The sequence below is a fragment of the Intestinimonas massiliensis (ex Afouda et al. 2020) genome, assembly GCF_900626285.1.
GTDB classification, from domain to species: Bacteria; Bacillota; Clostridia; order Oscillospirales; family Oscillospiraceae; genus Flavonifractor; species Flavonifractor massiliensis_A.
Genome location: NZ_LR131147.1, coordinates 504,584 through 518,755, shown reverse-complemented (window position 1 = coordinate 518,755; position 14,172 = coordinate 504,584). Strand labels below are relative to the sequence as shown.

15 protein-coding genes are annotated in these 14,172 nt (G+C 58.4%); 12 read left to right on the top strand and 3 right to left on the bottom strand.

All coding sequences use genetic code 11. The features are described from left to right. Positions 1–31 precede the first annotated feature (31 nt). The gene (locus E0E41_RS02775; protein ID WP_130868615.1) at positions 32–1,129 is read left to right on the top strand and encodes a DUF3048 domain-containing protein; all 1,098 of its coding nucleotides are present in this window, start codon (positions 32–34) and stop codon (positions 1,127–1,129) included. 55 nt (positions 1,130–1,184) lie between these two features. Here the strand turns inward: E0E41_RS02775 and rpmB are convergent, their stop codons facing one another. From rpmB to E0E41_RS02760, 3 genes are all read right to left on the bottom strand, one after another. After that, positions 1,185–1,373, bottom strand: coding sequence for a 50S ribosomal protein L28 (gene rpmB / locus E0E41_RS02770; protein ID WP_033116638.1), 189 nt, complete (start codon positions 1,371–1,373; stop codon positions 1,185–1,187). 116 nt (positions 1,374–1,489) lie between these two features. Further along, a complete protein-coding gene (locus E0E41_RS02765; RefSeq protein ID WP_130868614.1) occupies positions 1,490–2,938 on the bottom strand; it encodes a M56 family metallopeptidase in 1,449 nt (482 codons plus the stop codon). Next, on the bottom strand, positions 2,935–3,309 hold the full coding sequence (locus E0E41_RS02760; protein WP_130868613.1) for a BlaI/MecI/CopY family transcriptional regulator: 375 nt from the start codon (positions 3,307–3,309) through the stop codon (positions 2,935–2,937). The genes E0E41_RS02765 and E0E41_RS02760 overlap by 4 nt, the downstream gene beginning before the upstream one ends. 195 nt (positions 3,310–3,504) lie before the next feature. On the opposite strand from E0E41_RS02760, the gene hprK reads away from it, so the two are divergent. From hprK to E0E41_RS02705, 11 genes are all read left to right on the top strand, one after another. After that, entirely contained in the window at positions 3,505–4,461 is a 957-nt protein-coding gene (hprK, locus tag E0E41_RS02755; protein WP_130868612.1) for an HPr(Ser) kinase/phosphatase, read from the top strand. 36 nt (positions 4,462–4,497) lie between these two features. Continuing rightward, positions 4,498–5,940: an MBOAT family O-acyltransferase gene (locus E0E41_RS02750; protein WP_130868611.1), complete on the top strand. Its 1,443-nt coding sequence runs from the start codon at positions 4,498–4,500 to the stop codon at positions 5,938–5,940. Positions 5,941–5,952: 12 nt separating this feature from the next. Beyond that, on the top strand, positions 5,953–6,972 hold the full coding sequence (locus E0E41_RS02745) for a hypothetical protein (protein ID WP_130868610.1): 1,020 nt from the start codon (positions 5,953–5,955) through the stop codon (positions 6,970–6,972). A 107-nt stretch (positions 6,973–7,079) separates the two neighbouring features. After that, complete coding sequence (locus E0E41_RS02740) at positions 7,080–7,577, top strand: RNA polymerase sigma factor (protein WP_130868609.1); 498 nt, start codon at positions 7,080–7,082, stop codon at positions 7,575–7,577. After that, complete coding sequence (locus E0E41_RS02735; RefSeq protein ID WP_130868608.1) at positions 7,561–8,682, top strand: DUF4179 domain-containing protein; 1,122 nt, start codon at positions 7,561–7,563, stop codon at positions 8,680–8,682. The genes E0E41_RS02740 and E0E41_RS02735 overlap by 17 nt, the downstream gene beginning before the upstream one ends. 212 nt (positions 8,683–8,894) lie before the next feature. Then, positions 8,895–9,629 (top strand): 30S ribosomal protein S2, encoded by a 735-nt coding sequence (gene rpsB, locus E0E41_RS02730; RefSeq protein ID WP_130868607.1) that lies wholly within the window; start codon positions 8,895–8,897, stop codon positions 9,627–9,629. Positions 9,630–9,707: 78 nt separating this feature from the next. Next, entirely contained in the window at positions 9,708–10,622 is a 915-nt protein-coding gene (gene tsf, locus E0E41_RS02725) for a translation elongation factor Ts (RefSeq protein WP_130868606.1), read from the top strand. Positions 10,623–11,209: 587 nt separating this feature from the next. Further along, the gene (locus E0E41_RS02720; RefSeq protein WP_130868605.1) at positions 11,210–11,539 is read left to right on the top strand and encodes a hypothetical protein; all 330 of its coding nucleotides are present in this window, start codon (positions 11,210–11,212) and stop codon (positions 11,537–11,539) included. Beyond that, positions 11,523–11,924, top strand: coding sequence for a signal peptidase I (gene lepB, locus E0E41_RS02715; RefSeq protein WP_130868604.1), 402 nt, complete (start codon positions 11,523–11,525; stop codon positions 11,922–11,924). Before E0E41_RS02720 ends, lepB begins: the two co-directional genes overlap by 17 nt. A gap of 72 nt (positions 11,925–11,996) precedes the next feature. After that, positions 11,997–12,422 carry a hypothetical protein gene (locus E0E41_RS02710; protein WP_130868603.1) on the top strand — a complete coding sequence of 142 codons (426 nt, stop codon included), beginning with the start codon at positions 11,997–11,999 and terminating at the stop codon, positions 12,420–12,422. Further along, the gene (locus E0E41_RS02705; protein WP_242623663.1) at positions 12,403–14,139 is read left to right on the top strand and encodes a transposase family protein; all 1,737 of its coding nucleotides are present in this window, start codon (positions 12,403–12,405) and stop codon (positions 14,137–14,139) included. Before E0E41_RS02710 ends, E0E41_RS02705 begins: the two co-directional genes overlap by 20 nt. Positions 14,140–14,172 lie beyond the last annotated feature (33 nt).

Below are 14,172 nucleotides of genomic sequence, written 5' to 3'. Positions count from 1 at the left end.
TAGAAAAAACAGAATGACGGGAGGATCCGCTATGCGCCGAAAGCTGCTGCCACTGTTCCTTGCCATGATTCTGCTCCTGTCCGCCTGCGGCGGGAAGGAGGAACCGCCTGTGGAAGAGACGCCGCCTTCCGCTTCGCCTACCCCGGTGGCGGAGGTGACGGCGGAGCCCACCCCTACGCCCTACGACGGCCCGGTGAGCCCCCTCAGCGGCCTGCCCATGGGGGAGGAATGGGTGAACCGCCGGCCGGTGGCCATCATGCTCAACAACCTGAAGGAGGCACTGCCCCAGCTGGGTCAGTCCCAGGCGGACATCATCTATGAGGTGCCCGCCGAGGGGGGCATTACCCGGATGCTGGCGCTGTTTCAGTCCCTGGACGGCGTAGGGAAGATCGGTTCCATCCGGTCCGCCCGTCCCTATTACCTGGAGCTTGCCCTGGGACACGACGCCATATTCATCCACGCCGGCGGCAGCGAGGACGCCTACGCCAAGATCAGTCAGTGGGGAGTGGCCGCCCTGGACGGCGTGCGGGGTCCCTATATGAGCAATACGGAGAACGGCAATCTGATGTGGCGGGACCCGGAACGGCGGAAGAGCTACAGTCTGGAGCACACCGTGGTCACCACCGGGGAATCCATCATGCAGCGCTTCGCCGGCTATACCAACCTGCGGCAGGAGCACAAGGAGGGCTATGTCTATGATATGGCCTTTAAAGAGGACGGGACCCCGGCCAACGGCTCTCCTGCAGCTCAGATCAAGGTGCCCTTCTCCAATTATAAGACCGGTCTCTTCACCTATGATGCTGACAGCGGCCTCTATCTGGTGGAGGAGTACGGCAAGGCCTACATAGACGGCAACACGGACCAGCAGGTGGGGGTCACCAACGTGGTGGTCATCAAGACCGCCTGCCGGAACACCGGCGACAGTCTGGGCCACATCACGGTGGATCTGTCCAGCGGCGGTACCGGCTACTTTGCCTGCGGCGGGAAGGTGATCGACCTGACCTGGAGCAAGAGCTATCCCGACGGCCAGCTGTACTACAAGGATCTGGACGGCAACCCTATTACCTTCGGGGCGGGGCACACCTATGTGTGTGTTGTGCCCACCAACAGTCAGGTCAGCTTTTCCTGAAAAGAGGAAACAAAAAAGGTCAGCCAAAAGGCTGACCTTTTTTCGATCTATGCTATTACACAGCGCGGGTGACCTTACCCGAACGGAGGCATCTGGTGCACACATAGACGTGCTTGGGCGTGCCGTTGACAATCGCCTTGACGCGCTTCACATTGGGCTTCCAGGGACGGTTGGAGCGGCGGTGAGAGTGGGAAACCTGGATGCCGAACACAACGCCCTTGTCGCAAAATTCACATTTGGCCATTCGCTTATACCTCCTCGCTCGTCAGGATACGCTTTTCATAAAGCATCGAATGATATGATAGCAGAGCCGAAGAAAAAATGCAAGTATTTTTTTCAAAATCCACGGCTTTTTTTGCATTACGCCAGGGGCAGCAGGGTGTCCAGGTAGTCCCAGTCCACCCCGCCGGTGGACAGATAGCTGTTTCTGCCCTCATGGGAGGGGACGTTTATGGGGGCAGATCGGACCACGTCGCCGTGAAGGGACACATAGCGGGTGCCCTCCGGCCCATCCAGGAACAGGGTCAGTTCCCGTGCCTGCTTTTGCTGGGGTAGGGAGTACTGTCCGGCCAGGCATTGCAGCTCCAGCCCCGCCAGATAGTCCAGCAGAGCCTCCGGATCGGTGACCGTTCCCGGCTCGTAAAAGTCAGCCAGGGTCCAGTCCTCCCAGGCGCCGCCGGGGAAAAAGACCTCCCGGCTGGTGATGTTGTAGGACAGGGTGGCCCAGCCGACGGTCAGGAAGAGGGCGAAGGCGGTGAACCCCACCAGGAGGCCGCAGATATGCCGCTGGCCGGGATGGAGGGCCCGGCGGAGCCGGCGGCGCAGGGAGGAGGCTGAGGCGGACAGGCAGGTGGTGAAGCCGGCCTGCTCTCCGGCGGTGCGCAGCAGCAGCTGGGCGTACTCCTGCCGCCCTTCCTCATCGCTCCAGTCCAGCACCTCCTGATCGCAGCTCAGCTCCAGATCCTCCGCGCCCTGCCTCATGGCGGCCCACGTGAGAGGGTTGAACCAGCACAGGGCGGTGCAGAAGGTGAGGAAGAACTTGGCCGCGCTGTCTCCCCGTCCGATGTGGATGAGCTCATGGCGCAGGATCAGTGTGAGTTCCTCCTGGGTGTAGTTCCGCTCCGGCAGCACCACCCGGATAGTGGAGGAGAACAGGCCGATGGACAGGGGCGTGGACACAGCGGGGGAGACCAGCAGGGGCCAGCGCTTTTTCGGCTGTCCCGCCCACTGCTTCAGCTCCTCCCACAGCCGGGCGGCGGGGGGATCGGTGACGGGTTTGGCCTCCTTCAGGATGCGGCGGCGGAAGCGCAGGTGGGAGAAGATCTTCCACCCCAGTATCCCGATAAAGCCCGCCAGCCACAGGAGGCAGATGGGCAGCAGGATCTGCCGGGAGATGGGAATGACCACCAGGGGGCGGGGAAGCTGGTAGTTTTCCCCGCTCAGGACCAGGTAGAGGTAATTGGGCAGCAGCCACAGGACCACGCAGGTCTGGGGCTGGAGGAACCGCCGCAGCAGGGGAAGCAGCAGGAGCAGCAGGCTGTCATACAGCGCTAGCTGCAAAAAGGTCTGGAACAAGATCCCCAGCAGGCTGTTTCCGCCGCCCTGGGGCAGCATCTGGGGCAGGAAGCAGAGGATCAGCAGAAAATACATGGGGAGAAGCCAGTAGAGGAAATAGGGGGTGTACCGGGGCTTTTCCCTGCCTGTCAGGAAAGAGATCTGGTTGGGGCGCTTCCAGTAGAGGACCCCGGTAAAGAGGATCCCCAGGATCAGCGCTGTGAACAGTCGCCAGAACAGCCGGTCGTCGTTCATAGCGCATCCCTCTCCAGCAGGTCCCGCAGCTGCTCCAGCTCCTCTTTGGTGAGGCCGCTGTCACACAGGGCGGCGGCGAAGGCGGGCAGGCTGCCGCCGCACACCTTCTGCACAAAGGTGCGGCTCTGGGCGGCCAGGTAGTCGGCCTGGGAGATCAGGGGGGTGTACAGGCTGCGGCGGCCATCCCTGTCCGCCCGGAGAAACCCCTTTTCCCCCAGCCGGGTGAGTACCGTCAGCAAGGTGGTCACTGCCATGGGGTGCTCCGGGGGCAGGGCGGCGGCCACGTCGGTCCGGGAGGCTGGCGGCTCACACCGCCAAAGGGCCTGCATCACTTCCAGCTCCGCGTCTGGAAGGCGGCGGATCGCTTTCATGGGGACCCCTCCTTCTATATTTGTAGTACAATTATATTCTACAACAATAGAAGAAAAGCATCAACTATATTTGTAGAAGAAAGGGGCTTTTTCTGACTGGTTGCATTTGGGGGGAAAGAAATGGTATAATGCCGCCATAAGGAGAAAATTCAGGTGAACCGGCGTGTCCGGACATCGATTGAGGAGGAATCGGTCATGGAAAGTCTGTACAGCGTCAAACTGGGGGAACTGATCAAGCAGTTCAAGCTGGAGGTGCTGCGAGGGGCGGCGGGCTATGAGGATGTGCCCATCCGCACCGAGGATGTGAATCGTCCCGGTTTGCAGCTCACCGGATTTTTCGACTACTTCGATCCCAAGCGGCTCCAGGTGATCGGCAGGGTAGAGACCACCTATCTGGAGGGCCTGACGGCGGACCAGCGGCGGGCCAGCTTTGAGCAGCTGCTCAGCCAGGATATCCCCGCCCTCATCATCTCCCGGGGCATCGATCCCTTCCCCGAGTGCATGGAGATGGCGGAGAAGTACGACCGCACGGTGCTCCGCAGTCAGGATACCACCAGTGTGCTGATGAGCACCATCATTGCCTCTCTGAAGTCCTATTTGGCCCCCCGCATCACCCGCCACGGCGTGCTGGTGGAGGTGTACGGCGAAGGCGTGCTGCTGCTGGGCGAGTCCGGCGTGGGCAAGAGCGAGACTGCCATCGAGCTGGTGAAGCGCGGCCACCGGCTCATCGCCGACGACGCGGTGGAGATCAAGCAGACCGTTACCGGCGGCCTGGTGGGTACCGCCCCCGAGCTGATCCGCCACTATATCGAGCTGCGGGGCATCGGCGTCATCGACGTGCGCCGCCTGTTCGGTATGAGCGCCGTCAAGGAAGAGGCGGAGATCGACATGGTCATCAGCCTGGAGCAGTGGAAGGACGGGGCCATGTACGACCGGCTGGGTCTGGAGAACCTGTACACCACGATTTTGGATGTGAAGGTTCCTTCCCTTACAGTGCCTGTAAAGCCTGGCCGGAATCTGGCTGTTATCATCGAGGTGGCCGCCATGAACAACCGCCACAAGAAGATGGGCTACAACGCCGCCCTGGAGTTCACCAAGCAGATCAATGAGCACTTCGATCAGGCCATGAGTGCCCAGATGCAGAACAGCTGATATGGGGCGTTCTGATAACAGAGAGGGAGGCGGCGTTTGAACTTTCTCTCTCTTCCGTTCTTCTGCTTTTTCCCCATTACAGCACTGCTCTATTTCCTGCTGCCCCGGCGGCTGAAAAACGGGTGGCTGCTGCTGGCCAGTTGGTTCTTCTATCTGTGCGCCAAGCCGGTCTATCTGAGTCTGCTGCTCCTTGTGATCCTGGTTTCCTATGGGGTGGGACTGGCTCTGGAGTACCGACACGAAAAGTGGGTGCTGAGCCTCAGCATGCTGGGCGGGATCGTACTGCTGTTCCTGTTCAAGTATGTCAACTTTGCCCTGACCCTGGCCGCCCAGGTGCTGAACGGGATAGGGGTGAGCTGGCAGGCTCCGGTGCTGGAGCTGGTGCTGCCGGTGGGCATTTCCTTTTACCTCTTTCAGGCCATGGGCTATGTGCTGGATGTATGGCGGGGTAAGGTACCGGCCACACACAGCTTCTTGATTCATGCCCTGTTTCTCTCCTTCTTTCCCCAGGTGGTGTCCGGCCCCATCGGACGGGCGGAGGAGCTGATCCCACAGTTTACCCGTCCCCACCCCTTTGACTATGACCGGTTCCGCCGGGGACTGGTGCGCTTTCTGTGGGGCGCCTTTCTGAAGATGGTGCTGGCCGACCGGCTGGCTGTGCTGGTGAACACGGTGTTCGGCGCGCCGGAATCCTACGGTGTTCTTCAGATCATAGGGGCGGCGGTGGCCTTTGCATTCCAGATCTACTGTGATTTTTCCGCCTACACCCATATGGCGCTGGGCGTGGCGGACAGCATGGGCTTTACCCTGCGGGAGAACTTCCGCACCCCCTACTTTGCACGCTCTGTGGCGGACTTCTGGCGCCGGTGGCACATGTCCCTGACCTCCTGGTTCCGGGACTACCTGTATATTCCTCTGGGCGGTTCCCGCCGGGGAAAGGCCCGGAAGTATCTGAATATCCTGATCGTCTTTACCGTCAGCGGCCTGTGGCATGGAGCGGCATTGACCTATGTGGTGTGGGGACTGCTCAACGGCCTGTATCAGGTGGTGGGTCAGATCACCGCCCCTGTGCGGGACAAACTCTGGAGCCGTGCGGGATTGGAGCCGGATGGTGCTCTGCGCCGCGGGGTCCAGACCCTGATTACCTTTATCCTGATAACGGCGGCCTGGATCTTTTTCAAGGCCAGCTCTCTCTCCAATGCCTGGGCGGTGCTGAACGGCATGTTCCGCGGCCCCGCATGGGTGGGCCTGAGCATGGGACTGGACCGCTGGGAGTTGCTGATCGCGGCGGGCGGCCTGCTGCTCCTGCTGCTGGTGGACCTGCTGAGCCGGAAACGGGACCTGCCGGCGGACTACCTGAACCTGCCCCGGCTGGTCCGCTGGTGCGTGGTGTGGGCGCTGCTGTTCAGCTGCCTGATCTTCGGCAGTTATGGTTCCGGCTATGCCGCTCAGGACTTTCTCTATGGATTCCAGTTTTAGGAGGAACAGGGCATGAGACCGAGAAGAAAACGGCGGGAGCTGCTGTTTGCCCTGATCTTCCTGCTGCTGACAGGGCTGTCGGTCAACTTTATCTCCGACGTGCTGCGTCCCGCCCAGACGAGCTACGGCGCCACCTGGCGGGCCTTTCGGGGGGAGCCGGAGGACAGCCTGGATGTGATCTATCTGGGCAGTTCCTTTGCCTACTGCGATTTCAACCCTTCCCTGGTGTACGACGCCTCCTGCCTGACGGGCTACGTGATGGCGGGAGGGGAGCAGCCCCTGTCCATCACCTACTGGTATCTGAAGGAGATTTTCCGCACCCAGTCGCCCTCCGCCGTGGTTCTGGAGGGGACCTCGCTGTACTTCAAGCAGTACCAGAACTACACCCAGCAGAACGTAAGCCAGATGCCTTTTTCCCTCAACAAGCTTGGGGCCATCTTTACCGCCTCCGAGCCGGAGCTGCGTGCCGGGCTTCTCTTCGATTTATCCCTGTACCACAGCCGTTGGCGGGAGTTGGAATGGAGCGATCTGGAGCGGGCGGTCCAGCCAGCCGCGCGGGGTGACTACAAGGGCTATACCCCGATTGATCAGGTACTGGAGGGGGTGGGGGAGGTTCCCACCGAAGACGGCCGGACGGTATCGGCAGAGGATTATGCCGCCAATCTGGCCTGGCTGGGCAAGATCCTGGCCCTGTGCCGGGAGCATGGAGCCCGGCCCATTGTCACCTTTAATCCGACCTATAACCGCTGCACAGATGAGCAATACGCCTGCAACATAGCGGACATCCTGTCGCTGGACAGCGATGTGCTGGTGTACAACTGGACGGACAGCTTTGAAGAGATCGGATTGGTGCCTGATCGGCATCTCTACGACGGCAGCCACCTGAACCAGGACGGTGCGGCCATTTTTTCCGCCTGGCTGGGTCGGTTTCTGACAGAGCAGGTGGGGCTGATTCCCCGGGCCCAGACCAGAGAGAACGCCGCCGCCTGGAAGACATCCGCCGCCTACTGGCAGGCCCGGATTCAGGAATAATAAAGCGAAATGCCTGCGGAAAATCCGCAGGCATTTCTTGTCACGTTTGGTCTTGCTCAGGTGTATTCAAAGTGAAGAGGTTCCAATCTGGGAAGGGGGCGAGGACAATGGAGACCCGGGAAAATGAGCAGTTGGCCCGACGACTGGTGGAGACCTATTCCGACCAGCTGCTGCGGGTGGCCTATTCCATTCTGAACTCTGTACACGACGCCCAGGACGTGTGTCAGGAGGTGCTGCTCAAGCGGCTGGACTGCGGCGTTCTCTTTGACAGCCCGGAGCATGAGCGGGCCTGGCTGGTGCGGGTGACGGTGAACGCCTGCAAGAACCTCCGCCGCAGCCCCTGGCGTACCCGGACGGTGGGGCTGGACACGGTGGCGGAACAGACCGCCTTCCAGCCGGAGCAGGGGGGTGTGCTGGAAGAGGTCCAGCGCCTGCCCCCCAAGTACCGGGAGGTGCTGGTACTCTACTATTACATGGGCTACGACACCAACGAGATCGCGGACATGTTGGGCCTCCGTCCGGAGGCGGTGCGGGCCCGGATGAGCCGGGCCCGCCAGAAATTAAAGGTAGAATTGGAGGGACAGGGCTATGGCGGGCTATCGTGAAGAACTGGAAAAGCTGCGGTTTACCCCCGGGGAAAAGGAAACTCTGGCCCACCGGCTGACGGCGGGCCGCGGGGAGCAGAAGAAGAGAAGAATGCGCCTGCCCTACCGGGCGCTGATTGCGGCGGTGGCGGCGGCCTGCCTGCTGATCGGGGCGGTGGGAGCGGTTTCCCTGGCGGGGGTATCCCCGGCCTTCCGGGAGCTGTTCGGCATTACCAGCGGAGCCCAGCGGGAGCAGTTGGGGGCGGAGCAGGTGAACCTGAGATTTGAGGACCTGAATGGCTCCGGGGCTGCCATTGTCATCAAGGAAGTGGTGGCCGATCAGGAGCAGGTTTACGCTCTGGCGGAATTTATCCCGCCGGAAGGGGCCGACCTGTCTTTGCTGGAGGGGAGAAAACCCATTCTGACGGCGGATTGGGAAAAAGAGGCGGTGAGCGGGCAGTTCTATACCGACCAGGCGTGTACCGATCCGGCGGCCCCGACGGGGGGGCTCCTGTTTCCGGCCCGGTGCTTTGCTTATTGGACAGAAGGCCTGGAGTTTGTGCTTCGCATCAGCGATTTGAACAACCTGCCGGAGAATGGAGCTTACTGCCGGGTGGATGGATTCTGCCGCCTGCTGGCGGCGGAAGGCATGGAGAGTGTGCCCGTGCTGGAAGGAATGGATTTTGAACTGGTGATTCCCGTGATCTCTACTACTCACTACGACTTCCGGGGCAGGAGAGCGGCGCTGCTGGATGACGACGTCTTTGTGGTAGTGGACGATCTGACCCTGTCGCCTATTTCGGTGACCTTTGACCTGCTTATCATGGACAGCGAGGTTTATGGTGCGGCGGAAGAGCCATACAGTCCTTTGGAAGCGTGGGTGGAGCTGGCCGACGGCACTAAAGTGGAGGCCGAGTTCCAGCGGGTGGCAGTCAGCGTACAGGGAATTAATGAGAGCGAGTGCCGCGCTGACCATATCCGGCTCTCCCTGGCCTATCCCATTGATGTGTCCCAAATCAAAGAAATCGTCCTGGACGAGGACTGCAGCGGTTTCTACTTTGAGCCGGAATCCTTTGTCAACGATACCTACTGGAGCCAGGTCAACACCGTCTGGAAAGAGTCCTGACAGCCACAGAAAAAGGGCCCGGAGTCATCCGGGTCCTTTTTTGCGCGGAAAGCGAAAAAATCCTTGCAAAATGGGAAAGACTGTGGTATTATACCAGGGCATGTGATTACGCACATCCGCGGACGGAGGGCCAGGTGCTGCTGGAAACGACAGTTGGCCGGCTTCGGATGAACCGGATGGAGGAATCAACAAATAAAGGAGGAAATGTTACTATGGCAGTCGTATCTATGAAGCAGCTTCTGGAGGCGGGCGTCCACTTCGGTCACCAGACCCGTCGTTGGAACCCCAAGATGGCCACCTATATCTACACCGAGCGCAACGGCATCTATATCATCGACCTGCAGAAGACCGTGAAGAAGCTGGAGGAGGCCTACAACTTCGTCCGTTCTCTGGGCGAGTCCGGCCAGACCCTGCTGTTCGTGGGCACCAAGAAGCAGGCTCAGGAGGCCATCAAGGAAGAGGCTACCCGCTGCGGCGGCTACTATGTCAACGCCCGTTGGCTGGGCGGCATGCTCACCAACTTCAAGACCATGCGCGGCCGTGTGGACCGTCTGAACCAGCTGAAGAAGATGCAGGAGGACGGTACCTTCGACATGCTGCCCAAGAAGGAAGTCATGAAGCACTTGGGCGAGATCGCCAAGCTGGAGAAGTACCTGGGCGGCGTTGTGGAGATGAAGAAGCTCCCCGGCGCTCTGTTCGTGGTTGACCCCCGCAAGGAGCGCAACGCCATTAACGAGGCCCGCAAGCTGCACATCCCCATCGTGGCCATCGTGGACACCAACTGCGACCCCGACGAGATCGACTACGTGATCCCCGGCAACGATGACGCCATCCGCGCCATCAAGCTGATCTCCGGCGTGATGGCCAACGCCATCCAGGAGGGCAAGCAGGGCCAGGATGCCGTTGAGGCTTCTGCTGAGAAGGAAGCCGAGGCCGACGCTCAGTAATCTGGATCGAACCTTTGGAGCGCCCGCCCGCGCGGGCGGGCGCTCCTTTTTGATTTTTAAAATGGAGGTAATGTGATCATGGCAATCACTGCGAAAGACGTACAGGCCCTGCGCGAGATGACCGGCGTGGGCATGATGGACTGCAAGAAGGCCCTCACCGAGGCCGAGGGCAATATGGATAAGGCTGTTGAGATCCTGCGTGAGAAGGGCCTGGCTGCCTCCCAGAAGAAGGCCGGCCGCATCGCCGCCGAGGGTATGGCTTACGCCGCCGTTGTGGACGGCGTGGGCGTGGTGGTCGAGGTCAATGCCGAGACCGACTTCGTGGGCAAGAACGAGAAGTTCGTGGACTTCGTCAAGGGTGTGGCCGCCGTTGTGGCCGCCAACAAGCCCGCTGACCTGGATGCTCTGATGGCTCTGCCCTACGGCAACGGCCGCACCGTGCTGGAGGAGCAGCAGGAGATGGTGCTGGTTATCGGCGAGAACATCAAGGTCCGCCGCTTCGCCTTCTTTACCGACGGCGTCTCCGTACCCTATGTCCACGCCGGCGGCAAGATCGGCGTGCTGGTGAATCTGGACACCGACCTGTCCGCCGACAAGGTGGAGACCGTTGGTAAGGATGTGGCCATGCAGATCGCCGCTCTGAATCCCCGTTTCTGGGACAAGAGCCAGGTGGATGAGGCCACTCTGGAAGAGGAGAAGAAGATCCTGCTGGTGCAGATGGCCAACGACCCCAAGATGGCTTCCAAGCCCGACAAGGTGAAGGAGGGCATCGTGGCCGGCAAGCTGGGCAAGTTCTACAAGGAGAACTGCCTGCTGCAGCAGGAGTTTGTGAAGGACAACTCCATGACCGTGGAGAAGTATATCGCTTCCGCTGCCAAGGCTCTGGGCGGCAACATTACCTTCAAGAGCGCTGTTCGCTTTGAGAAGGGCGAGGGCATCGAGAAGAAGCAGGAGAACTTTGCCGAGGAGATTGCCAAGCAGCTGGGCAAGTAATTGTTGAGGCCATCCCCCCGCATCATAGCCTCATTGTCCACTCAATAATGACTCGCAAGGAGTCCAAGGTAATCGTAATGATTGCCCTGGGCTCCTTATTTTTTTGGAGACAAAGGGATCAAGAAACCCCTTTTGGTCTCCATTTTTTTATTTTCCGGGGTATTTTAGAGTTTCAGGCTCCCGCTCTCAAGAATTGCTCACATGGTCAGGATTGGGCGGACAAGTGGGCGAGGATTGAGAGGGAGAGTATCAGGGAGACTCAAGATAAATCGAATTAATCGGAGTTTTTGCAGAGAGTTTTTGAATTAATCGGAGTTTTTGCGGGGAATTTCAGCAGAAACTCAGATTAATTCCCTGGGATCTCAGCAAATTCTCGGATTAATTCTGGAAGAAAAAGGTGATGGATTGAATTAATCGGAATTTCTGTGGAGAGGAAAGAACAGTATGTCCATTTAATCGGAAGTTCTGAGGAAAACACCAGCAAAAATTCAGATTAATTCTTTGTTCTCTACAAAAACTCGGATTAATTCCCTTGGTTCTCCGCAGATTCTCCCATTAATTCTTGACTCTCCCTGGAGGTGTTTTGAATGCTAACGATATCTTCTAATAACCTTGTGGCGCTTATTCTTGCCCTTGGAATTACTTTACTTACAGATTTCTTTGTCGCCCTGCCTATCCATGAGACCTATGTCCCCTGCCCTGTGTGGCTGATGCGCTATGTGACAGGCTATGAGATGCAGCCAACCATGGCCGTAATCTGGATGACAGTGCTGCTGTATGTCATCATCCGCTATGATCTGCGGGGTCTGGCCGTTGCCGGGATACTGACAGTGGCTTGCTGGATTTCCTGGCTAATTGCTTTTTGCGAATCTGTAATTTATGAAGAGGAGGTGAAATCAAATGAAGCGAATCGGTGATGATCGATGCACAGTACGTGATTATGTGGAGTTGGCCATCACTCTTGCCTTCGCCTACATCATCATAATTAGTGGTGTGCGAGTAGCTATGGTGATCGGTCCGTCCATGCAGCCAACTCTGGAAGATCACAGTATCCATATCCTTGTACCTGTCCAGGATCCGAAAATCGGAGACATCGTGGCATTCCAGCGGCCTAGTCAGAAGGACTCCTACATCAAACGGATCATGGCTGGGCCTGGGGACACAGTAGACCATTGGGGCACTCCTCTTACCTTGGGACCCGGAGAGTACTATGTGCTGGGCGATAACCGGGAAAACTCCCGGGACTCCCGCTCATTTGGCCCCATCGATGGCGATACGATCTGGGGGCGGTTGGTGGTCTGATAGAACCAAGGAGATTTAGCCATTTGAGTCTCTATTACCACAAAATTTAAAAATGAAGGAGGTCTTAATCCCATGGAGAAAGCCGGCACAAAAACCAGGGACATCAAGTTTTACAGTCCCAAAAACAACGCTATGATGACTGTCCATACGCCTGTGGCTCAGGAGTTCGCCCGGTACTTGGAGGAGCAGCCCTGGGTGGCGTCCTATGACTCCTGTGTACCTCTGCAAATGGACCACTACCCCCATGTGTCCCCTGTGGACATCCGGGCGGAGTATTTTCAAATCCAATGGGCCAGCGATTTTGTCCTCCATTTGGCGGATGGTAACACAGGAGTCCGGGAAATTTGCACTCTGGAGCAGTTCAAACGACGTGCGTTTATCGAGAAACTGGAATTCTCACGCCGCTACTGGCTAACTGCTGGGGCGACGGACTGGCGGGTGTATGTGTATGGAGGTGAAGGAAAGCTGGTAGAGGCCTATGATCAGTCGCTTTGTTGAGTACACTGGCGATATCTACCGGGTTTTGCTGGAAACAGCAGACGGGGCATGGCTGATTGCCTACGCACTGGCAAGGGAACCCTTCTTTGTTTCGGCAGCCAATCTCACAGCATATACCGCTATACCTGCTCCGGAAGGGTTTGTACAAGCAATCAAGACCCATGGCACTATGAGTGAAGCACAAGTCAGACGTCTGCGAATGATCGAACCGCTGGTTGCTGACGATCAATACATCTGCGCCCCCAAAGCAAGACGTAGAAAGGCACAGGAGATTGCTGATGCAAATGGCGTAACAGTGCGCACTGTGCTGCGGCTCTACTTCCGATACATTTCATCGGGAGTGATTCTGGAAAACAAACCAAGAGAACACCGTCGGAATCCGGAGTTTGAACGAGCAATCCAACGGTATTACTACTCCTCTCGGCAGTTTTCGCTGCGTGGTACCTATGAAATGATGATTTTAGAGCATTACATGGATGATACAGGCCAAATCAAAGAGGATGCACCGAGCTACCATACATTTCGCCACTACTTCTATGACCATCGACTCCATCAGCTGCCCCAAAAGATCATTGCCAGAGAAGGCCTCTCGGCTTATCAGCGGGATCACCGGCTGACCCTTGGCAGCGGACCAGGGTGGCGTGATCGGCTGGGCTGCTACCAGATGGACGCTACTTTGGCTGATATCTACCTGGTCTCCCGCCTGGACCGCAGCACCGTGATCGGGCGGCCTAACATCTATCTGGCAGTGGACACCATGACACAGCTGATTGCGGGTGTCTATGTAGGACTGGATGCCGGAGAAACTGCGGTTATGGCCTGTATTGCACAGGCGACAGGAGACAAGGTGGAATTCTGTCGACGCTACGGAATCAGCATTACGGAAGCGCAGTGGCCCAACACAGGGATCCCCCGAGAGATCATCACGGACAAGGGGCGGGAATTCTGCAGAAACCGGGTGGAAGAACTTGCTTTGAGATATGGCGTAGTCATTCAAAACCTGCCACCCTATCGCCCGGACCGCAAGGGCCTGGTGGAAAAAGCCTTTGATTTGATCCAGGAACGATACAAGCCGCTTCTGCGTGGGAGGGGTGTGATTGAAGAAGATGCGCAGGAGCGATGGGCAGTGGACTACCGGGCGCAGGCATCTTTAACGCTGGATGAATTCACGGCGATTGTGGTTCATGCAATCCTGTTTCTGAATTCCGGGCGCTTGCTTTCTACTGGCATAACCCCCGCACAACAGTGGCTGGAAGTGGAAGACAGTTTGCTTCAGGTGGATAGTGAAGAACTATCCTGTATGGGACTCCCCCGCACCACGGTGAAAATGGGACGCAAAGGAATCCGACACAGAAAAATGTGGTATGTGCCGTCGGACCGAGACCTGCTGCACCCCGGGGAGACCTACACCATTGCCTATGACCCCAGCGACGTGAGCTGCATCTATGTGGTGCTGGATGGTCAGTACTACCCGTGTCGCCTGGGCCCTGCTGACCAGCGCTATCAGGGCGCAGGTGCTGTGGAAGCGGCGATGGCTCAACAGGCACTACAACAGCAGGTTAGACAACGCAGGCGGGCGGCGCAGGCTGCCAGCATTGCCGCCACACAGGCCATCCGGGATATTGCGGCACAGGCTTCGGGGGCGGCGCAGGGGGAACAAAATGGGCAGGAAATTCAGCGAAGCAGGGAAGCTGAACGTTCCCACCTGGCCTGGTGAGGGCTGCCCCCTCCTCTTTTCTTTGACACCGGC

What these genes read in the sequence shown, in the direction of transcription:
- E0E41_RS02735 (WP_130868608.1), top strand. Translation starts at nt 7,561, where the DNA reads ATGGCGGGCTATCGTGAAGAACTGGAAAAGCTGCGGTTTACCCCCGGG.
- E0E41_RS02775 (WP_130868615.1), top strand. Translation starts at nt 32, where the DNA reads ATGCGCCGAAAGCTGCTGCCACTGTTCCTTGCCATGATTCTGCTCCTG.
- lepB (WP_130868604.1), top strand. Translation starts at nt 11,523, where the DNA reads ATGAAGCGAATCGGTGATGATCGATGCACAGTACGTGATTATGTGGAG.
- E0E41_RS02765 (WP_130868614.1), bottom strand. Translation starts at nt 2,938, where the DNA reads ATGAACGACGACCGGCTGTTCTGGCGACTGTTCACAGCGCTGATCCTG.
- hprK (WP_130868612.1), top strand. Translation starts at nt 3,505, where the DNA reads ATGGAAAGTCTGTACAGCGTCAAACTGGGGGAACTGATCAAGCAGTTC.
- rpmB (WP_033116638.1), bottom strand. Translation starts at nt 1,373, where the DNA reads ATGGCCAAATGTGAATTTTGCGACAAGGGCGTTGTGTTCGGCATCCAG.
- E0E41_RS02720 (WP_130868605.1), top strand. Translation starts at nt 11,210, where the DNA reads ATGCTAACGATATCTTCTAATAACCTTGTGGCGCTTATTCTTGCCCTT.
- rpsB (WP_130868607.1), top strand. Translation starts at nt 8,895, where the DNA reads ATGGCAGTCGTATCTATGAAGCAGCTTCTGGAGGCGGGCGTCCACTTC.
- E0E41_RS02745 (WP_130868610.1), top strand. Translation starts at nt 5,953, where the DNA reads ATGAGACCGAGAAGAAAACGGCGGGAGCTGCTGTTTGCCCTGATCTTC.
- E0E41_RS02705 (WP_242623663.1), top strand. Translation starts at nt 12,403, where the DNA reads ATGATCAGTCGCTTTGTTGAGTACACTGGCGATATCTACCGGGTTTTG.
- E0E41_RS02740 (WP_130868609.1), top strand. Translation starts at nt 7,080, where the DNA reads ATGGAGACCCGGGAAAATGAGCAGTTGGCCCGACGACTGGTGGAGACC.
- tsf (WP_130868606.1), top strand. Translation starts at nt 9,708, where the DNA reads ATGGCAATCACTGCGAAAGACGTACAGGCCCTGCGCGAGATGACCGGC.
- E0E41_RS02760 (WP_130868613.1), bottom strand. Translation starts at nt 3,309, where the DNA reads ATGAAAGCGATCCGCCGCCTTCCAGACGCGGAGCTGGAAGTGATGCAG.
- E0E41_RS02710 (WP_130868603.1), top strand. Translation starts at nt 11,997, where the DNA reads ATGGAGAAAGCCGGCACAAAAACCAGGGACATCAAGTTTTACAGTCCC.